This window comes from Bacillus sp. FSL E2-8887 (genome assembly GCF_038007205.1).
In the GTDB taxonomy this organism is placed as follows: Bacteria; Bacillota; Bacilli; order Bacillales; family Bacillaceae_G; genus Bacillus_A; species Bacillus_A mycoides.
This window is the reverse complement of sequence record NZ_JBBOWS010000001.1, coordinates 463,078-483,408: the sequence shown is the minus strand read 5'-3', so window position 1 is coordinate 483,408 and position 20,331 is coordinate 463,078. Positions and strand designations below refer to the sequence as shown.

The window sequence follows — 20,331 nt, the reverse complement described above, 5'->3', positions numbered from 1 at the left end:
ATCTTCAACTTATGCCGCTTTTACCTTCTTCGTCGTTTTACGACTTTTTTTCGCTCCTGTAAAACGCTTGTGTAATACAGATGCTACGAAACGAGAAATGATATTAAAGAGTAATACCATAATAATTAATACAGCTGCAGATTTTGTTGCAATTAACTTCGCATCCGGGATAATCCCTTCAGAGTTTAATTTCCAAATGTGAACAGCTAACGTTTCAGCTGGTCTAAATGGATTTAAAGGATGCGAGGGGCTCGAGAAGTCCGCTGCTGAATTTAAAATAGGTGATGTTAAACCCGCTGTATAAATTAACGCCGCAGCTTCACCGAATATACGGCCTGCCGCTAAAATAATACCTGTAATGATTTGTGGTAACGAAGACGGGATAATGATGCGGGCAATTGTTTGCCATTTCGTTGCACCTAGTCCAAGACTCGCCTCTTTTACATTATGAGGAACTTCAGAAATCGCATTTTCACAAACACGTGTTAAACCAGGTAAATTCAAAATAGTTAAAGCAAGAGCTCCACCCATTACTGTATATCCCCATCCTGTCATGGTAACAAATACTAATAAGCCAAATAGTCCAACAACAATAGAAGGTAAAGACGCCATTGTTTCAATACATAAACGAACAAAACTTAAAAAACGACCTTGTTTTGCATACTCCGCTAAATATATTCCAGCCCCTAGTCCAAGAGGAATAGATATAATAAGTGTTATAACAAGCATGTAGAAAGAATTGAATAACTGTGGACCAATTCCCCCACCAGCTCTTGTATTGCTTGGTTCTCCGAATAAGAAACTAGGATCCCAAAATCCCCATCCCTTTTGCAGAATTTCGTACATTAAAAAAGCCAGCAAAGCTACAACTAAAGCTGCAACCCCATAAAAGATACCTGTCCAAACTTTATTTACCGTTCTTGCATTCATTATTATCGCTCACCTCTTTGACCAATCGCTCGAATTACTAAAATAAACAGGAATGAAATAACAAGTAAAATCATTGCTAACGTCCATAGCGCATTGTTCCAAGCTGTTCCGTTCAATGTATTCGTCATATCCATTGTCAGAATACCTGTTAACGTTGCTGTTGGACTATATATTCCTTCCGGTAATTTAATCGTGTTCCCGATTACCATTTGAACCGCTAACGCTTCACCAAAAGCACGCGCTAACCCTAAAACTATACCTGTTAAAATTCCTTGTTTTGCAGCAGGAACAATAACTCGGCTAATCGCTTGCCATTTCGTCGATCCTAGACCGTAAGAAGCTTCCAAGTAATCAAACGGAACAGAGCGTATTGCATCAGAGGCAATACTAGCAATAGTAGGTAAAATCATAATACTCAGGACAATAATACCCGCAATTAAACTAAATCCCACTCCACCGAACGAATCCCGTAATAGAGGAACCAAGATCGTAACCCCTAATAATCCGTATACAACTGATGGAATACCAACTAATAATTCTAAAACAGGCTTTAATACTTTATTCCCAAACTTCGGCGAAATTAAATTCATGAATATAGCAAGAGCTATAGCAATTGGTGCACTAATGACAACAGCACCTAACGACACAAGCGTCGAACCGACAATAAAGATGACAGCACCATACGTACCTTGATCAGCATTTGGATTCCAGTTTGTCGAAGTTAACACCTCAGAAAATGAGATACCACTTTGCGTGAAAGATTGAATTCCTTTGCCGCAAATAAACGCAATAATAGCTAATGTAATAAAAACAATAAAGATACCGCAAAACGTAACAAGTGATCTACCTATATATTCACTCTTTACGTAATTAATTTGTTTTTTCCCCTTCATCACAGGACAGACCCCACTTCATAGATTGCATTGAACAGGACTGGCCTTGCAGCCAGCCCCATAAAATTTTATTACTTATTTAATTTAGACATTGGGATGTAACCCATATCTTCTACTTGTTTTTCGAAATCTTTACCTTTTACATAATCAATGTAAGCTTTTGTCGCTTCTTTTGCCTCACCTTTAGTTACCATGTACTCGTAAGACCAGAATGGATATTTACCAGCAGAAATATTTTCAACTTTCGGTTCAGATCCATCAATTTTAACCGTTTGTAACGCACCTTTTTTCTCACCAACCATGTAAGACATTGCTAAGTAACTAACTGAACCTGGAGTAGAGTTAATCGCTTGCTCTACAGCACCATTAGAATCTTGTGTTGTACCAGTTCCATCATTAATCTTCGCGTCTTTCATCACTGTCTTTTCAAAAGTAGCACGTGTACCAGATGAAGCTGGTCGGTTAATTACATTGATTTTTTCATCTTTTCCGCCTACTTCTTTCCAGTTCGTTACTTTTCCAGTGAAGATATCTTGCACTTGTTTTACTGTTAAGTTATCAACTTTTACATCTTTATTTACGACAAGTGCGAATGCGATACCCGCAACTTTGTTATCTACTAATTCTTTTGCTTTTTCAGCATCTTTTATTTTATCTCCAGCTGGAACATCTGAGTTACCAATTTGTACTGCACCAGATGCTACTTGGTTAATCCCAGTTCCACTACCGCCACCTTGAACTTGAATAGAAACTTTTGAATTTTTCTCCATGAATTTCTTTCCAGCTTCCTCCGCAAGAGGTTGAAGAGCTGTAGAGCCAGCCGCTGCAATCGTACCTGATAATTCTTGTTTTGCATCGCTACCTTTAGCAGCTTCCTTATTATCCGTACTTTCTGCTTTTCCACATCCAACTAATGCACCTGCAACAACTAAAGCCGCTAAAGAAAATTTAATACCCTTTTTCATAACCATGTCTTGTACCCCCATTTGGATTATCACTTTTCGAATTCATCTTCTTTCGAACACAAATTCATTGTAGGACAACAATATTATGTGAGTGTTAAGCAATTTTTAAGTTTAAGTAAATAGAGATAACATCCCCTAAAAGCTAGACATTCCAACATTTACAGTTGAAAAAGCCAACAAAACCCACACTAAACACGTAGTATTGTAAATTTAATCTTAACAATGTAAATTCAATGTAAATGTTTTTCTGTATTTTTCCCTTTAGGTTAAAACTACATTTACAATTCCCCTATATTTTTAAGCTTTTACACTCTTACTTTAAGAAGAATTCCAGTAATATTTTTCGGTACAACTAAATAAATTGGAACAATTCTAAAAATATTTGAATATTTTTAAAGTACTAATTGACAGCATCATTAAATGTAGTCTACTATATTAGTATCAAAAAGTTTACCTAAGGAAACTTTTTAAACTAAAACTAAAAATATAGAGATGAGGTAACTTTTATGGTATCGGCTAATACTAAACCCCTTTCCGAATTCAGAACAGGGGAATTTGTACAAATTGAGAAGATACAATTAGAAGGAACTATGAAACGACGTTTATTAGATTTAGGCTTTTTTCCTGGAGCGACAATTAAAGTATTACAACGCAGCCCACTTGGAGACCCAGTCGCTTATCAAGTAAGCAACACAACTATTGCACTGCGTAGTGAAGAAAGCTCCCTTATTTTCGGGGTATTAATAGGAGATGATTTCAGATGAGTAACCATCGCATTGCGTTAGCTGGTAACCCGAATACCGGAAAAAGTACATTATTTAATACTTTAACAGGCTTAAAACAACATACTGGAAACTGGACGGGGAAAACTGTTTTAAAGGCTGAAGGGGAATATAAGCATGGCGGAAATATATATACAATAATAGATTTACCTGGAACTTACTCACTGTATTCAAATTCGGCAGATGAAGAAGTAGCACGAGATTATATTATATTTGAAAAACCAGAAGTAACTGTAGTTGTTATAGATGCAACTGCAATGGAGAGAAATTTAAATTTAGCACTCCAAGTGATGGAAATGACAAACGATGTGGTCATTTGTATTAACTTAATTGATGAAGCGGAGAAAAAAGGAATCATTATTGAAGAAAAGAAATTAGCAAAATCACTCGGTGTACCTGTAGTGAAGATTTCTGCTCGCAACCGAGTAGGCATTGGTCATTTGCTAAATGTCATCGCTAAAGTAGCAAATAAAAAACTCATTCCAACACCAATTAAAATTACTTATAATGAAAAAATCGAAAATATGATTCAAGAATTAGAACCACAAATTTATAAAGTGTTCGGCAATACGTATCCAGCACGTTGGATTGCGTTACGTATTTTAGATGGAGATAAAAATTTCTTAACTGCACTTCAAAAACATCATAACGAACCACTTGTAAGGGAGGTCATAATAAATGGAATCTCACTCAGCCAGTAAAGCTCTTCCGCTGGACTATATTGTTCAACATGCACAAACACTTTCAAAAGAAGATATACGAGATGATATTGTCGGAGATATTTATCGAACCTCCGCAAGTATATGTAAAGAAGCTGTCCAATATACAAATACCGATAAATTGTATCGTTCCGAAAAGCTAGATGAAATTTTCACATCTCCAATCTGGGGATTCCCAATTATGCTCGGTATTTTATCTATTATTTTTTATCTTACAATTGCAGGCGCTAACGTACCTTCTGATATGATCGCTAAGTTCTTTGGCTGGGTAGAAGGATATTTAACATCTTGGTTCCAAGCAATGCATGCACCTGAATGGTTACATGGCATTTTAATACTTGGTTTATTCCGTGGTACCAGTGCTGTTATAAGCGTTATGTTACCACCTATGGCAATCTTTTTCCCTATGTTCGCACTATTAGAAAACTACGGATATTTACCACGTGTCGCATTTAACATGGACCGTTTATTCAAACGATCTGGTGCACATGGCAAGCAATCTTTAACAATGGCAATGGGATTCGGTTGTAATGCAGCTGCCATTATGTCAACACGTATTATTGAATCACCACGTGAACGTATGCTTGCAATCTTAACAAACAACTTCGTTCCATGTAATGGGCGCTGGCCTATGTTAATTTTAATGGCTTCACTATTTATGGCTGCTGGTTATACAGGTAGTATGCAAACACTTGTTACTGCTGGCGTTGTAGTTGGAATGGTTGTAATTGGTGTCATTATGACATTAACCGTTTCTTGGGTACTATCAAAAACAGCTTTAAAAGGTGTTCCGACTCACTACACACTTGAGTTACCACCGTACCGTAAGCCAAAAGTTTGGAATACAATTGTACGCGCAACACTCGATAAATCAATATATGTTTTAAAACGAGCTGTAGTTGTAGCTGCCCCTGCAGCTGCATTAACTTGGTTACTTGCTAATATTTTCATCGGTGACACAAGCTTACTTATGTATTTTGTAAACTTCCTAGATCCATTTGCTAAAATGTTAGGACTTGACGGATTTATTCTAGCAGCTTTTATTCTTGGACTACCAGCTAATGAAATTGTTATTCCGATTTTATTAATGTCTTACTTATCAACTGGCGCTTTAACTGAAATAGATGATTTTAATCAAATTAAAAACCTATTCTTAGAAAATGGTTGGACTTGGTTAACAGCGTTAAATACAATGTTGTTCTCACTCCTTCATTTCCCTTGTGGAACAACACTAGTTAACATATATAAAGAAACAAAAAGTGCAAAATGGACATTTTTATCGTTTGCAATCCCTACTGTTATTGCCATTGTTGTTACATTCCTCTCTACACAATTGGTACATTGGTTAGGACTTGTATAAAAAACAAAGCATACATAGAAGGTATCCCCCTTCACATATGCTTTGCGCGAAAGAAACCTGAAATTATTCAGGTTTCTTTTTTTCTTTCCACGGCTGAGCTCCATACGTTGTGATTTTTTTATGAATGGAGTATATGGCTCCCGGAAGAATCGCCATTAATATCGTGCAACTAATTCCTAGTCCAGTAAACAACTTAAATCACCTTATTTCACTCTCTTCGGTAAAGCTGAACCTGAATGCTCAATTGTCGGATGAACATGAACAGTAACCTCAGCATTACTAAAATAATTTTCACCTTGATCCCAATTCTTATCTATCTTCTTCCATTCTTTATAATTATGCCGCTTATATACTTCTCCTAACGCTAATACATCTACCTTATATTTTTTTTGAACAAGCTTAATCGATTTTTGGATACGCTTCTCCATTTCCTCCGCAATGGTTTTCTTTAATCGCTTTTCATTCATAATTTGTTTATGATCACTAAAATGCAACTCTGCTAAGGTCCCTTCCAAAGATAAATGGATATCAAACTTCGGTTTTGTAGCATTTTCCGTAGATACTTTAATCTTTCGGTGCATCTTATGAATTTCGTATGTAACAAGCTGACCTTGTTTACGGATAGTATAGAACCCTCCAATTTTTTTACCTATTACATAATTCATTCCTAATGTTTCTTCTCCATTCAAACTGCCTACACACTTATTATCCTTCCCACGAAACAACGCTGCCCCGTTCATTTGCACCCCTTGTTTTGTTAGTTCGAGAATAGGTAATACGAAACTTTGGTTAGAAATCATCTTTTCCTGTACTTCACCAATTCTTGCAGCTTCAATCATTTGAGCATTTTTCGGAGGATGTTCAGCTAACATATCAATATACTGCGCCGGTAAATTTTCAGGCTTGGCACTCTGCTTTAAAATAGCTTCTGCATTTTTCTCAGAAACGAACAAACGAATATTTCTTCTCATCTCGTGATCGCGAATATATACATCTAACGTATTTTGTAAAACATATGGATTCGCTAGTAAATCTTTAGAAAAAATTATCACTTGTATATGCGGAAAGAATAATGAACGACTAATTTTTTTAGCAATAATTCGTATTTGCTCAAAGACACTATCTGCTTTTGCACTAACATTAATATAATTTTCGCTATCTCCACCACCTTGTCCACCTTGCTGTGCTAGCTTACTGGGAAGTACCATCTGATACGTCCCTTTCATAATTGGATTCGATTTCTTTTTTTTCACAATATCATAGGCTGCACCTACTACAAATCCTCTTTCTTCTATTTCTTCTAGCTCAGAGCACCCACTTATAGATCCAGCTAAAACCATAACCATTATTATTTTAAGAAGGTGTTTCATTTCTACCATTCCTTCTTTTTATTTTATATACAATAAAAACTAACACAGGCGCTAACACGACAAACCCCATATCTATCCAGGCTAAATAAGTCCCATAACTTGACAATTCTTTCAAATTACTAGGTATCATATTCACCATAAAAATAATCGGGGCACTTACAAAAATGAAAATATGTTTCTTCACTTTCGGAAACATAGCACAAAATAATAAAGATGCGACGTCATAATACATTGCTGTAGTGTTATAAATAGTAATAATCCAAGTAGTAAAAAAAATCGCATCAAATCTTTCTAAAAAACCTCCACCAATTTCAATTTCTTTCCCTAATTCAATTGTTGGATATGTCAATCCACGTGTTGTCATATACGTAAAAACACTAATACAAGTTACATAAATTAAAATGTATGACAACACGTTTACGATCACCGCTTTTGCAACTGCCATTGGCGCTTTTTTCGCTGTCTTATCATTCAACAACACAGCATAAAACAGAGCTACCTCAAATCCGATGAATGTAAAAATAGAATTTTTAACTCCTACAGCATACTGACTGACATTCGTTTGAAAAACCGGTAGTAAATTATCTATTTCCATTAAGTTCACATTCAATAAAGAAAGAAGCACTATCGCAATTAAAACGATTGGTAAGAATAGAACATTTAACCTTAATAAAGCCGCTCTCGATCCTGCTACTCCATAAATAACAACTAATAAGAAGAAGAAAGACAATAGCTGTATTGGTGTATCACTAAATAAATATGTTTGTGAAATAACCGCAATCATTCGCGATTCATATGCTGTCAAAGCTGCAAACGTTAATACTAAAATGCTACTGATTGTGTATGCAACAGGCTTCGTCAAATGTGCACTCGTATATTGAACAAAGTTTTGTTTTGGGAATAAAATAGCTACCCTCGTTACAAACCAACCTAAAACCGCACATATCAATCCACCCAAAAGTAAAATAATCCAACCGTCCGAAAATAAAGTTTGATCAGCAATATCTCTCGGCATAGACAATGCCCCTATACCAATAATGGTTGACGATACCGCAAACCCAAGTTCCCGAGATCCAATTTCTTCATCCCCATATTCAAATGGTTTCAATTACTCTCGCTCCTTTGGACGTAGTGTAGAGTCTTTCGTTTGTAAATATTCCGGTCTCTCTTTCAACATCGATTTTGGCATACGAATAAGTTCTTCTTTCCAATCTTTATAAAATGCAGGAGCAATAGGCGTTGTATAAGGAATACCCACACTCTTTAAATTCGTAATATGAATCGCAAGTGAAATAAGAGCTAAAATGATTCCGTACAATCCAAAAGCAGTTGCTGCTAATACAAAAACAAAAAGTAAAATTCGAAACGTAATCGTAATGCTATATACAGGCAGTGAAAACGTAGCAATTGCAGTAACTGCAATAATAATAACTAAGAACGGATTTACAATCCCTGCATTCACCGCGGCTTCTCCAATTACAAGACCGCCTACGATGCCAATTGTTTGGCCCATTGGTTTTGGCAATCTAATTCCTGCTTCTCGTATTAACTCCATCGTTAATGCCATCATTAACGTTTCAATATACGCAGGAAACGGTACCCCTTCTCTCGCTCCCGCAATGGAATAAGCTAGTTTAGATGGAATAAGCCCTTGATGATACGATACAAGCGCTACGTACATGGCAGGTAATAAAACAGCAGCGATACCTGATCCCATACGTAATATTCTTAATAACGTTCCAATTACCCAACGCTCATAATGATCTTCTACAGATTGAAAAATATCAACAAACACTAGTGGAGCTATAAGAGCAAACGGTGACCCATCTACTAAAATGGCCGCTTTCCCTTTCGCCAATGCAGCCACTATATTATCTGGTCTTTCTGTATTTAAAAACTGCGGAAACGGCGATAAATTATTATCTTGAATTAATTGCTCAATCGTTCCTGTCTCAAAAATGACATCTGTCACTATTGATTGAAGACGCCGATCTAGCTCGTTTACGATGTAAGGGTTAATAATATCCTCTATATATACTAGGGTTACTTCTTTCTGCGATCGCTTCCCCATAATATAAGATTGAAACCGTAACTTCGGATCACGTAAACCACGGCGAATTAACATTTTATTCACATTAATATCTTCATTTAACCCAACCCTCGGTCCACGAATTAAATCTTCTGTCACTGGCGGTTCTAGACTTCTTTTCTCCCAAGCCCTACTATTAACAACAATAGCCGTTTGAATATTATCAATTAATATGACTGTATCTCCTGCTAAAACCGCATTTATAATATCTGGAAAAGTCGTCTTCATACCGACTTCTGCAATAGAAATAAAACGATCCAATAATGTTTGAACAATAGCTGCTTCTTTTTGTATTTCTTCATATTGAAGCGTACGAACTACATATTTATAAACATTATCCTTATCTGTTAACCCACATAAAAAAATAACAGCACAGCGGGTTAAACTACCAGCAAGAGCAACTTCTCTAATTGTTAAATCATTAGGTGAACCTAACTCATCTCTAATTTCCTTCATAACTTCAAACAAGTTACCTTTTAGCTCTAACAATTTCCCCACCTAACTTCCTTTTCAACAAGTTTTTAGTTAGATTCCGCTAATAGAAGAAAATATATACAAAAAAGAGCTATCTCTTTTCGAAGATAGCTCTAACATACGAATTACTTTTCTACTATTATATTGTCGGTCTTTACAGATACATTTCTTGTGAATCCACTAACGATAAACATCACAATCATATTCATTAACAATGCGACTATACCTACATTTAAATCTTTTATATATTGCGGAAAACTCGGAAACATCGTAGCTATAGTTGAACCAGATAAGGTAATATATGCGACAATTAACAACCCAATCCCCATTCCCGCAATCGCTCCTTGCTTCGTAATAATTTGACGTGGAAACAAACTACATACAAGTGCAGGGAAAAGTTGCGTAACTATACTGTACCCCATTAAAAGAAGAGCCCCTATCGTTTCTCCCCCTTTAAAGGTAAATAATACGGCAATAAGCGTCACGACAGGTACAAATAGCTTAGCTGCTTTTGCAACTTGTCTATCTGAAGCAGATGGCACCATTGTTCGGTAAATATTTTTTGCTAACAACGTAGATGCCGCCATAACAAGCATGGAACCTGGAACTAATGCCGTTAACACTCCTGCACTACCAATAATCCCAATAAACCATGGATCAAAAGTTTGAAGAGCAAGACGGAATAATGAAAGGTCTACATCCGCTCCCTTTAACCCTGGAACTTGTAAAATAGCAGCAAAACCTGCAAAGAACACAAAAAGCAAAACTAAAGAATAGAGAGGCATAATTGCTGCATTTTTCCTAAATACTTTTTCACTTTTCGCTGAGAAAGCTGAGGCAAATGTATGAGGCCACATATAAAAACCGAGAGCCGTTAATATAATAGTAGAAACAAACCAAGAAATACTCATTCCCTTTTCAGGTAAAGATAAAAAACCTGGTTTTGCAGCTTCTACAGCTTCAAACATCGGTTGAAATCCTCCGTAATAGTGATACGGTAAATATATACCTAAAAACATAACGATAAATAGTATCATAATGTCCTTCAAAGCAGCTGTCCAAGCCGATCCATGTATACCTGAAACCATTACATAAATAGTTATAACAATAGCACCAATCCATACCGCAATAACAGGTGTCACTCTTCCATAGGAAGCTTCCGAAACGATAATTCCTAATCCCTTTAATTGCAAAACAAGATACGGGATAATCGAAATAACACCAATAATTGAAACAATTACCCCAAGCGTCTTACTCCTGTATTTCTTCGCAAAGAAATCTGATTGTGAAATGAGGTTATGTTCTTTTGCATACTTCCAAATTGGAGGCAATAAGAAATACGATAAAATATAAGCTAATGCACCATACCCTAAAATATAAAATGTAGGAGCTCCTTTACTATAAGCCCAGCCACTTCCTCCTAAAAATGTGAACGTCGTATAAATTTCCCCTGCCATAAGGAGAAAAACGAAAATAGTTCCAAATCCTCTTCCTCCAACTGACCATTGTTCTAAATTCATATCTTTTCCATGTTGTGCCCGAATTCCTAAAAATAGTGCGAGAAACAAAAATATAATAATGATAAATAATGCAGTCATTTTACGTCCCCCTTATTAGCAGGATCGAATACGTACACAAGCCCCATACAAAGAGACGTAATGAGCACTGATAATAGTACCCAAAATAATAAAAATGGCATCCCCCATACGTAAGGAGTGACCGAATTTGCAAATACTGGTCCAACTACTAAACAAAGAACTGGAATAAGTGCTAGCACGTGTATTTTTTTCATCTCATTCTCCTTTACTTATAAAATTCATAATAGATGATACAAAGACTTCCACTCCAATTGGTAATGCGTCTTCGTCAATTGTAAAACGAGGGTGATGATGCGGATATATAATTCCCTTCTCTTCATTTCCTGCCCCTATAAAAAAGAACGTCCCTGGTGCCTTTTGTAAAAATGCTGAAAAATCTTCCCCTGCCATCGTTGGCTGTAAACGAACAACTCTTTCTCTTCCATACAGCTGTAATGCTGTATGTTCAATAAGCTCTGTAACTTCATAATCGTTCACAACTGGGCGATATCCATATTCATAAGAAAATGTATACTTAGCACCATAGGATTCTGTAATATGTTTTACAATCCTTTCAAGCTTCTTCTTTGTTTCTTCTCTTAATTCATGCCTTAAACTTCTCACTGTCCCTTCAATCTCCGCTTGTTCCGGGATAACATTATGAGTTGTCCCAGAATGAAATTGCGTAACAGATACTACGAGAGAATCTAACGGATTCGTGAGGCGAGATACAATTTGCTGAATTTGCGAAACTACTTGCGCACCAATGGCGATACTATCAACTGTTTCATGCGGAATTCCAGCATGCCCACCTTTTCCCTCTATCGTAATTTTAAAAACGTCCGGCGCCGCCATCGCAGGACCATAAATTACACCTACTTTTCCAACCTCTAATGACGCCCAAAGATGAGCACCAATAATGTAATCCACACCTGTCATCACTCCCGCTGCGACCATTTCCTCTGCACCGCCCGGAAAGTTTTCTTCTGCATGTTGAAATAAAAAGCGAATCTCTCCTTTAACTTTCTCTCTTTCCTCTACCAACTTATGTACTACACCAAGCAATATTGCCATGTGACCATCGTGACCACACGCATGCATCACACCTGGATATATAGAAATAAAATCAAACTTATTTTCTTCATGAATAGGAAGAGCATCCATATCAGCACGAACCGCGATAGTTTTACCAGGCTGCCTACCAATTAACCTTGCCATTACACTATATTTAGTAGGCCTTGAGACTTCTAAATACGGGATTTCCCGAAGTATGTCGAATACAAATTGAGATGTTTTTTCCTCTTGAAAAGATAACTCTGGATACTTATGAAAATGCCTTCTCCACTCAATCAACTGATTCTTTGATAAAACAAGTTCCTTTGCGACATCCATTTCTCTTCTCCCCTTCTTTACCAAGTTAAATGTTATTATAGCGTGAATCGTTAACTTCTGAAAGAATTTTCAGAATTTTCTATAATGAATATTCAAAAAGAAAAAGCCATCTCAAGATGACTTTTCATTTTATCCCGCTATTTGTGGGCAGTAAAACTCCCACCTCAAAATTCGGCTGGAGCAAAGAAGTTAGGTGGGAGATTAACTGCCCGTAAACGCCCGATTGGTTCAACTAATAATCAGTGGGGATGAACAAAACCCCCACTGATTATAGTTTCACTTTATAAAATAGTAATTGCTTGTTTCCCCATTTGCTCCCATGCCTTTTCAAATTCAGCACGAGGAACAGCTTTTCGTGGATTGTTTGCAAGAGGATCATTTACGTATACAAAGTTTTGATCATATCCAATTACTACAACACTATGCTCATAATATGTAATTTTCACTTCACCTGAACTCGTATTCCATGTTTCAAAACTACTTTCGGCTAATGGTTTAAACGTTGTATTAATAATTACCCATACTGGAGAACCAGAACTAATTACTTTATATAGATCTTGCACGTCTCTACCTGTTAAATTAATTACTTTTTCAGGAACATACTTTTCTGCTAAATTAAAAATCGGTTGATTATATACACCGTATCCCGGCTCAGCTTTCGTGTAAATATTTCCAACGAATCCCTCATACGGATTTCCATGCAAACCATCTTGTTTAAATGGAACGCGATGAATTTCACTAGCAAGTTGCATCTTATCTACTTGTACACCTTTATGTTGTAGTAGCATAGTTAAACTTGTCACTTCACAACCTCTAGGTAATTCAGGTAACTGTCTAATAAACGGAACCTCTGTAATCATTGCACTTTCTTTCATCTCAGAGAAAAGGTCTAACCGAAATTCTTGTGCCTTTTTCATAATTTTATCTTTCTCGAAAAAGAACACGACAGCAAATATAATACCGAAAATAAAAATATATTTTAACTTTTTCATCATAAACCAAACTCCATTATATCAATTATTTTAAAGGCACAACTCCTATCATTGTACCTTTCTTCTTACTAGTTTGCTAGAAAGATTCTGTGAATCATTATTCACAAATACTTTTTAAAATTCCGATTGTTTGAAATAGAAAGAAAAAATTATAATTTTTCAGAATTTTTAACTAAAAAACAAAATTATTAACCTAGTGAAAGAATCACGTTTCCTTCACTAGGTTAATAAACATTCTAAGGTATTTAGTCATAGTTAGTTTTTCCTTTACATACTCAGTTCACAACAAAATAAACCAAGTATGTTTTTCACCCCCACTAATGATTAAAAGCACCGAATAAAATCTAGTTAAAACATACAAAAAAATATGGGGGGAGGGACATATGAATCAACAAGTAGAACAAACAGAATTAAAATACCGCACACCACTTTATCCAATAGTTCCAATCGTAGCTTTCTCACTCAATTTCCTTACATTTGTTAGTTTAGCTTTCATTCCAGATCAGAGAATTGCTCTTTATTGCTGGGTTCCATTTATGATCATTTGTTACATTTTATACCGAGTTAAAGTTTCGGAAAGTTGTCACATTTGAGCAAAAAAGAAATATAACTTAGGTAACAAACTGAATATATTAAAAATTCAGTATCTTTCCTTATGATAAGATAATTTTTTTCTATTTATTGGGTATGTTGGTATAACTTTATTTATCTTAAAATTCCCACAATCACGTTTTTATCTGGAAAATAGTTTACAATGTTATCAAGTTACAAATGATATTCACCTTAAAAAGCGTGCATTTGTGTCTATTTTTTAACAATATAACAAAAACTATTGCCATCTATAAATTAATAGGTTTATATTGTTTTATTGGCATAGTTTCAATCCAAGGAGAAAGGAGATTTTCAATCGTGCAACTAAAGAAAGCATTTTGGAAGTTGGCTTCGCTTCTTCCGTTATCATTACTTCTGTTCCTCGGTGGCTGTGATAAAAAACTCGCAGTATTAAATCCGCAAGGACCTGTTGCAAAAGCACAGTATGATTTAATTGTTTGGTCATTCTTGCTTATGTCATTAATTATCGCAATTGTATTCATCTTGTTTACAGTCATCTTGATTCGTTATCGTGAAAAACCAGAGAATATGGACTATGAGCCACCTGATCAACATGGTAACACATTATTAGAAATCATTTGGACAATTATTCCTGTTATTATCGTTATCGCATTATCGATTCCAACAGTTAAAGCAACTTATGCTTCGGAAGAGGTTCCGCAAGAGTCCAAACATATTAAACCAGTTGAAATTTATGTTACATCTGCAAACTGGAAATGGTTATTTAGTTACCCGGAGGAAAAAATTGAAACCGTTAACTATTTAAACATCCCAGCTGGTGTACCAATTCAATTTAAACTGACTTCTGTAGGTCCAATGAATGCTTTCTGGGTACCAGAACTTGGTGGTATGAAGTATACAATGGATGGCATGATCATGGACTTATATTTACAAGCTGACAAACCAGGTTCTTACCTAGGTCGTAGCTCGAACTTCTCTGGTGAAGGATTTACTCACATGGAATTCGAAGTTGAAGCAAAAACTAAAGAGAAATATGATAAGTGGGTAAAAGAAGTACAAGAAACTGCCCCTAAATTATCAGAAAAGAAATATAACGAAATTATTAAACCTGGTGTAGTGGGGCGTATGACGTTCTCTAGTCACCACTTAAGTTATGTAGATCCAAAATCACTTGAATATTGTGATTACAACTACTACAAAAACAAAAAATAATAGCTATTATTCCAACAGATTGGAGTGAACACAGTGAAGCTTGATGAATTTTTTGTCACAGGTGACCCGATTATTTACGGAGCTGACGCTTCTATCGTTCTTGTGACATTAGCGATTCTTTTCGTACTAACAAAGTACAAAAAATGGAGATGGCTTTGGGATGAGTGGTTGACAACTGTTGACCATAAAAAAATAGGGACCATGTACATTATCTCTGCCGTTATAATGTTATTCCGTGGTGGTATGGATGGTTTAATGATTCGTGCCCAGTTAACATTCCCGGAAACAACTTATTTAAACGCTGAACACTATAACGGAATCTTTACAACACATGGTACGGTAATGATTCTTTTCATGGCAATGCCATTCGTTATGGGATTAATGAACCTTGTAGTACCATTACAAATTGGTGCTCGTGACGTTGCATATCCGTTCTTAAATGCTTTAAGTTTCTGGTTATTCTTTGTCGGAGCAATGTTATTCAACATCGCTTTCGTAATCGGTGGTTCTCCAGACGCTGGGTGGACTTCTTACTTCCCAATGGCAGGTACAGAGTTTACTTCTGGTGTAGGAAATAACTACTACGCAATTGCATTACAGATTTCAGGTCTCGGTACGCTGATGACGGGTATTAACTTCCTTGTTACTATCTTAAAAATGCGTACACCTGGTATGAAATTAATGAGAATGCCAATGTTTACTTGGTCAATCTTAATTACAACAATTATCATTATTTTCGCTTTCCCAGTATTAACAGTTGCTCTTGCATTAATGACATTTGACCGTCTATTCGATGCTCACTTCTTTACGATGGCGAGCGGCGGTATGCCAATGTTATGGGCCAACCTATTCTGGGTATGGGGTCACCCTGAAGTATATATTGTTATTTTACCGGCATTCGGTATTTTCTCTGAAATCATTAGTACATTCTCACGTAAACGTCTATTCGGTTACAGTGCGATGGTGTACTCGATGGTTGCAATTTCTTTACTAAGTTTCGTCGTATGGCTTCACCATTTCTTCACTATGGGTGCAGGTCCAGCGGTTAACTCATTCTTCTCGATTTCGACAATGGCGATTTCGATTCCAACCGGTGTTAAGATCTTTAACTGGTTGTTTACACTGTATAAAGGACGTATTCGTTTTACAGTTCCAATGCTTTGGTCATTGGCATTTATTCCAAACTTCGTAGTTGGTGGAGTTACAGGGGTTATGCTTGGAATGGCAGCAGCTGATTATCAATACCATAACAGCTACTTCCTAATTGCTCACTTCCACTACGTATTAATCGCAGGTACAGTATTCGCTATGCTTGCTGGATTCACATACTGGTATCCAAAAATGACAGGTCATATGTTAAATGAACGCCTAGGTAAATGGACATTCTGGATCTTTATGAGCGGATTTAACATCTGTTTCTTCCCAATGTACTTCTTAGGTTTAGACGGTATGACTCGTCGTATGTACACTTACTCTGAAAGTCTTGGATGGGGCTGGCTAAACCAAATCGCATCTGTTGGTGCTGTAATGATGGCTATTGGCTTCCTAATCCTTTGCTATAACGTAATTTGGAGTGCACGTCACGGTGAGCGTGACACAACTGGAGATCCATGGGACGGCCGTACACTTGAATGGGCAACTCAATCTCCTGTACAACATTACAACTTCGCGAAACTTCCTGAAATTAAAGAAGCTGATGCTTTCTGGTTCATGAAAAAACGTGGAGAAACAATTACACCAACAGCAGATGAATTAAAACCAATTCACATGCCAAGTAATTCTGGTGTGCCTATTATTGCGTCTTTATTCTTCGGTCTTGCAGGTTTTGCATTAGTATTTAGCTGGTTCTGGATTGCAGCAATCGGTGGTATTGGTATTTTAGGTTGCTTAATCTATCGTTCATTCGATTATGATGATGGCTACTACGTAAGCGTTGATGAAATTAAAGAAACAGAACATATAGCATGAGAGGTGAAATGACATGGCGGCTTTAGATAAAAGCTTACCTTTGGAATATCAATCCGAGCAAAGCAGATTGAATATCCTAGGATTCTGGATTTTTCTTGGGGCTGAAATTATGCTGTTCGCAACACTTTTCGCCTCTTATCTAGTCCTTGCTGGTCGTACGGCTGATGGCCCAACACCAGCGCAATTGTTTGAAGTTAAAACACTTTTAATTCAAACACTGTTACTTTTAACAAGTAGCTTTACATGTGGGATCGCAATTCACGAAATGCGTAAACACAATCAAAAAGGAATGTTAGCTTGGTTTATCCTGACTTTACTTTTAGGTGCAGGCTTCCTATTCTTTGAAATTGAAGAATTCATTTTGTACGTTGGTGAAGGTGCAACGATTCAAACAAGTGCTTTCTTATCGGCATTCTTCGTTCTTCTTGGAACGCATGGTGCCCACGTAACAGGTGGTATCATCTGGGCAACTTGTGTTATTATCCAAATTTTAAAACGAGGTTTAACACCAGTTACAGCTCGTAAAGTATTTATTATCAGCTTATACTGGCATTTCCTTGATCTTGTTTGGGTCTTTATTTACACACTAGTTTACTTGAACGGGATGGTGGCGTAAATGGGTCAAAATAACAACCAAGCAAACGGGCATGGGCATAGCGGATTCCCATGGTCACACGTTTTCGGATTTATTTTATCGCTTGCACTAACGTTTCTAGCGTTATACGTGGCACTTTACACAAACCTGCCACTTTCAACGATATTAACAACTATCATCATAATGGCAGTTGCGCAAGCGTTATTACAATTAATTATGTTCATGCACTTAAAAGAAGGAGAAGGAAGAATTCAAGTTCTTACAATGATATACAGTTTCTTCGTTGCAGCTGCAACAGTTGGTCTTACTGTATGGATCTTCTTCTCAATGTAATTTGCATGAAAAGACTGCTGGGATTCCTCAGCAGTCTTTTTTTATCCCCCATTAACGAGCAGTAAGACCCCCACTGATTAAAGTTTCACTTTATCCCCTCCCCTATTACATCCACATTACGGAATTAACAACAAAATCATGCGAAATATACTTATTATGACAAATGTTAAGAAAACTCTTTCTTTACGAAATCGAAACCATATCCGTTGCTTTTCTTCCTATTATATGGCTAAATAGTTACTATATTTATTTGAAGGGAGAGAACGCAATGGGACATCATTCTTCTGTTCTATCACTTATGGTTGTCGTCGCAATCGCGTTTTTCGTTCCCCTTTTGTTACAGCGCTTTAAATTAAAAGCACTTCCTGTCGTTGTTGCAGAAATTATCGCAGGAATCTTTGTAGGTAAAAGTGGATTTAACATCATTGAGCCAGACATGTGGCTTCAAGTCTTATCAACACTAGGGTTTATCTTCCTAATGTTTTTAAGTGGTTTAGAAATTGACTTTTCGATCTTTAAACAAAAAGGGAAAAAGAATACGACAAACGAACCGAACACATTCCAAGCAGCAAGCATTATCTTCTTGTTTATTTTCATTTTATCTTATGCCCTATCATTACTATTCGTATGGCTAGGATTCGTAGACAATGCAATGTTCATGACTTTAATTATTTCAACTATTTCTTTAGGTGTTGTCGTACCAACATTGAAAGAAAATAACTTAGGAAAAACCGCAATCGGGCAAATCATTTTATTAGTCGCTGTTATTGCTGACTTAGTTACAATGATTTTACTCGCTGTATTCGTCGGATTAAATTCCGAAAGTGGCCAAAGTATGTGGCTTCTACTTCTTCTATTCGGTGCTGGTATTGTAATTTACTTTGTCGCAAGACGTTTTAAAAATATTCCATACCTAGAAAGCTTAAAAGCCGGCAGTGTACAAATTGATACACGAGCTGTTTTTGCACTCATCTTAATATTAGTTGGATTATCTGAATCTGTTGGGGCAGAAAATATTTTGGGAGCCTTTTTAGCAGGTGTACTCGTATCTTTATTATCACCAAATGAAGATATGGTTGAAAAACTTGATTCCATTGGATATGGCTTCTTCATTCCTATTTTCTTCGTAATGGTTGGTGTAAATCTAGAAGTATGGTCTATTTTTAAAGAGCCTTCTAGTATGCTAATGATCCCAATTCTAATTGTGGGACTCTTTATTTCAAAACTGTTACCATCACTCGTCTTACGAAAATGGTACCCACGCAATATCGTACTCGGAAGTGCTATTTTGTTAACATCAACACTTTCTTTAGTTATTGCGGCTGCACAAATTGGTGAAAAGCTAGGCATCATTAGCCCAAGTTTATCAGCATCTCTTATTTTAAGTGCAGTTATTACTTGTATTTTTGCACCTATATTATTTAAAAAGATGTTTCCAAAAGTGGAAACACCAAAACCGAAAGTATCTATTATTGGTGCAAGCAGAATTACCCTTCCGTTATCACTTGATTTAAAACGTGAAGATTATGACGTAACACTATATATGATACGTCAAAATAAAATAAATGATGAGGAAGCGAAATCTCATGACTTCCCTATTGTAAAATTAGATGAGATTACTATTCCATCTTTAATGGAGCAAAAAGCTTTCGAAGCAGACCGTGTTGTTGTTGCGACAAGTGACGATGAACAAAACTTATTATTAGCAGAACACGCAAAAGAATTAGGTGTTGAACACGTCATCGCAAGTGTAGAAGATCCCCTTCTACAAGAAAAAGCAACTCAAGAACATATCGCTGTATTCTCGACTATTAACTCTACACGTATTTTATTACGTGCACTTATTGATAAACCGAGTCTCGTTCGCTTGATTACAACAGCAAATGAAACGGTGCGTGAGGTTGAACTACGAAGTAATAAATATAACGGCTTAGCACTTCGTCGCCTTCCGTTTCTAGGTGATGTACTTGTCATTCAAATTTACCGTGGTAATAAAGCATTAATACCACATGGTGATACGAAGTTACAGCATGGCGATACTTTACTTGTAACGGGTTCAAAAGAACATATTGATACAATGAAAAACATATTAGAATAGAAAATGCCC

Annotated in this window: 18 protein-coding genes and 1 pseudogene; 9 read left to right on the top strand and 10 right to left on the bottom strand. The window is 36.4% G+C overall.

Annotated elements, in window-relative coordinates; translation table 11 throughout:
• Positions 1-9: 9 nt before the first annotated feature.
• The 3 genes from pstA to NSQ08_RS02160 form a co-directional block, all read right to left on the bottom strand.
• Positions 10-930: a phosphate ABC transporter permease PstA gene (gene pstA, locus NSQ08_RS02170; protein ID WP_002010630.1), complete on the bottom strand. Its 921-nt coding sequence runs from the start codon at positions 928-930 to the stop codon at positions 10-12.
• Between the two features lie 2 nt (positions 931-932).
• Entirely contained in the window at positions 933-1,823 is an 891-nt protein-coding gene (pstC, locus tag NSQ08_RS02165) for a phosphate ABC transporter permease subunit PstC (protein WP_012260333.1), read from the bottom strand.
• Between the two features lie 71 nt (positions 1,824-1,894).
• A complete protein-coding gene (locus NSQ08_RS02160) occupies positions 1,895-2,794 on the bottom strand; it encodes a phosphate ABC transporter substrate-binding protein PstS family protein (protein WP_000245113.1) in 900 nt (299 codons plus the stop codon).
• A gap of 500 nt (positions 2,795-3,294) precedes the next feature.
• On the opposite strand from NSQ08_RS02160, the gene NSQ08_RS02155 reads away from it, so the two are divergent.
• From NSQ08_RS02155 to NSQ08_RS02145, 3 genes are read left to right on the top strand one after another with little or no spacing between them, the layout of a single operon-like run.
• Positions 3,295-3,552 (top strand): FeoA family protein, encoded by a 258-nt coding sequence (locus NSQ08_RS02155; RefSeq protein ID WP_002090873.1) that lies wholly within the window; start codon positions 3,295-3,297, stop codon positions 3,550-3,552.
• Positions 3,549-4,271: a FeoB small GTPase domain-containing protein gene (locus NSQ08_RS02150; RefSeq protein WP_340771012.1), complete on the top strand. Its 723-nt coding sequence runs from the start codon at positions 3,549-3,551 to the stop codon at positions 4,269-4,271. The genes NSQ08_RS02155 and NSQ08_RS02150 overlap by 4 nt, the downstream gene beginning before the upstream one ends.
• Positions 4,249-5,649, top strand: a complete 1,401-nt coding sequence (locus NSQ08_RS02145) for a nucleoside recognition domain-containing protein (RefSeq protein WP_340771009.1) — start codon at positions 4,249-4,251, stop codon at positions 5,647-5,649. Before NSQ08_RS02150 ends, NSQ08_RS02145 begins: the two co-directional genes overlap by 23 nt.
• A 203-nt stretch (positions 5,650-5,852) precedes the next feature.
• On the opposite strand, the gene NSQ08_RS02140 is transcribed toward NSQ08_RS02145, so the two are convergent.
• The 7 genes from NSQ08_RS02140 to NSQ08_RS02110 all read right to left on the bottom strand — a co-directional run bounded on the left by NSQ08_RS02140 (position 5,853) and on the right by NSQ08_RS02110 (position 13,543).
• Complete coding sequence (locus NSQ08_RS02140) at positions 5,853-7,019, bottom strand: Ger(x)C family spore germination protein (RefSeq protein WP_340771006.1); 1,167 nt, start codon at positions 7,017-7,019, stop codon at positions 5,853-5,855.
• Entirely contained in the window at positions 7,003-8,127 is a 1,125-nt protein-coding gene (gene gerLB / locus NSQ08_RS02135) for a spore germination protein GerLB (protein ID WP_340771003.1), read from the bottom strand. Before gerLB ends, NSQ08_RS02140 begins: the two co-directional genes overlap by 17 nt.
• Positions 8,128-9,606, bottom strand: coding sequence for a spore germination protein GerLA (gene gerLA / locus NSQ08_RS02130; protein ID WP_340771000.1), 1,479 nt, complete (start codon positions 9,604-9,606; stop codon positions 8,128-8,130).
• Positions 9,607-9,707: 101 nt separating this feature from the next.
• Entirely contained in the window at positions 9,708-11,180 is a 1,473-nt protein-coding gene (locus NSQ08_RS02125) for a sodium:solute symporter family protein (protein WP_340770998.1), read from the bottom strand.
• On the bottom strand, positions 11,177-11,374 hold the full coding sequence (locus tag NSQ08_RS02120; RefSeq protein ID WP_002029838.1) for a DUF3311 domain-containing protein: 198 nt from the start codon (positions 11,372-11,374) through the stop codon (positions 11,177-11,179). The genes NSQ08_RS02125 and NSQ08_RS02120 overlap by 4 nt, the downstream gene beginning before the upstream one ends.
• A gap of 1 nt (position 11,375) precedes the next feature.
• Positions 11,376-12,551: an amidohydrolase gene (locus NSQ08_RS02115; protein ID WP_002167120.1), complete on the bottom strand. Its 1,176-nt coding sequence runs from the start codon at positions 12,549-12,551 to the stop codon at positions 11,376-11,378.
• A gap of 281 nt (positions 12,552-12,832) precedes the next feature.
• Positions 12,833-13,543 (bottom strand): C39 family peptidase, encoded by a 711-nt coding sequence (locus tag NSQ08_RS02110; protein WP_033708611.1) that lies wholly within the window; start codon positions 13,541-13,543, stop codon positions 12,833-12,835.
• 407 nt (positions 13,544-13,950) lie between these two features.
• Here NSQ08_RS02110 and NSQ08_RS02105 point away from each other — a divergent pair.
• The 6 genes and pseudogenes from NSQ08_RS02105 to NSQ08_RS02080 form a co-directional block, all read left to right on the top strand.
• Positions 13,951-14,158: pseudogene (locus tag NSQ08_RS02105) on the top strand (amino acid permease); the annotation flags it as partial.
• Positions 14,159-14,452: 294 nt separating this feature from the next.
• Positions 14,453-15,328: a cytochrome aa3 quinol oxidase subunit II gene (locus NSQ08_RS02100; RefSeq protein ID WP_002010605.1), complete on the top strand. Its 876-nt coding sequence runs from the start codon at positions 14,453-14,455 to the stop codon at positions 15,326-15,328.
• Between the two features lie 33 nt (positions 15,329-15,361).
• Entirely contained in the window at positions 15,362-17,296 is a 1,935-nt protein-coding gene (gene qoxB / locus NSQ08_RS02095) for a cytochrome aa3 quinol oxidase subunit I (RefSeq protein WP_002063826.1), read from the top strand.
• A 13-nt stretch (positions 17,297-17,309) separates the two neighbouring features.
• Positions 17,310-17,912: a cytochrome aa3 quinol oxidase subunit III gene (qoxC, locus tag NSQ08_RS02090; RefSeq protein ID WP_002029841.1), complete on the top strand. Its 603-nt coding sequence runs from the start codon at positions 17,310-17,312 to the stop codon at positions 17,910-17,912.
• Positions 17,913-18,224 carry a cytochrome aa3 quinol oxidase subunit IV gene (qoxD, locus tag NSQ08_RS02085; protein ID WP_078203679.1) on the top strand — a complete coding sequence of 104 codons (312 nt, stop codon included), beginning with the start codon at positions 17,913-17,915 and terminating at the stop codon, positions 18,222-18,224.
• 268 nt (positions 18,225-18,492) lie between these two features.
• The gene (locus NSQ08_RS02080; RefSeq protein ID WP_340770984.1) at positions 18,493-20,322 is read left to right on the top strand and encodes a monovalent cation:proton antiporter family protein; all 1,830 of its coding nucleotides are present in this window, start codon (positions 18,493-18,495) and stop codon (positions 20,320-20,322) included.
• The last annotated feature ends 9 nt before the right edge of the window (positions 20,323-20,331 follow it).

Excerpts from the sequence above, each read along its gene's own strand:
- NSQ08_RS02125 (WP_340770998.1), bottom strand. The coding sequence starts at position 11,180 with ATGACTGCATTATTTATCATTATTATATTTTTGTTTCTCGCACTATTT.
- NSQ08_RS02150 (WP_340771012.1), top strand. The coding sequence starts at position 3,549 with ATGAGTAACCATCGCATTGCGTTAGCTGGTAACCCGAATACCGGAAAA.
- qoxC (WP_002029841.1), top strand. The coding sequence starts at position 17,310 with ATGGCGGCTTTAGATAAAAGCTTACCTTTGGAATATCAATCCGAGCAA.
- pstA (WP_002010630.1), bottom strand. The coding sequence starts at position 930 with ATGAATGCAAGAACGGTAAATAAAGTTTGGACAGGTATCTTTTATGGG.
- NSQ08_RS02140 (WP_340771006.1), bottom strand. The coding sequence starts at position 7,019 with ATGAAACACCTTCTTAAAATAATAATGGTTATGGTTTTAGCTGGATCT.
- NSQ08_RS02110 (WP_033708611.1), bottom strand. The coding sequence starts at position 13,543 with ATGAAAAAGTTAAAATATATTTTTATTTTCGGTATTATATTTGCTGTC.
- pstC (WP_012260333.1), bottom strand. The coding sequence starts at position 1,823 with ATGAAGGGGAAAAAACAAATTAATTACGTAAAGAGTGAATATATAGGT.
- NSQ08_RS02080 (WP_340770984.1), top strand. The coding sequence starts at position 18,493 with ATGGGACATCATTCTTCTGTTCTATCACTTATGGTTGTCGTCGCAATC.
- qoxD (WP_078203679.1), top strand. The coding sequence starts at position 17,913 with ATGGGTCAAAATAACAACCAAGCAAACGGGCATGGGCATAGCGGATTC.
- NSQ08_RS02155 (WP_002090873.1), top strand. The coding sequence starts at position 3,295 with ATGGTATCGGCTAATACTAAACCCCTTTCCGAATTCAGAACAGGGGAA.
- NSQ08_RS02120 (WP_002029838.1), bottom strand. The coding sequence starts at position 11,374 with ATGAAAAAAATACACGTGCTAGCACTTATTCCAGTTCTTTGTTTAGTA.
- NSQ08_RS02115 (WP_002167120.1), bottom strand. The coding sequence starts at position 12,551 with ATGGATGTCGCAAAGGAACTTGTTTTATCAAAGAATCAGTTGATTGAG.
- NSQ08_RS02145 (WP_340771009.1), top strand. The coding sequence starts at position 4,249 with ATGGAATCTCACTCAGCCAGTAAAGCTCTTCCGCTGGACTATATTGTT.
- NSQ08_RS02160 (WP_000245113.1), bottom strand. The coding sequence starts at position 2,794 with ATGGTTATGAAAAAGGGTATTAAATTTTCTTTAGCGGCTTTAGTTGTT.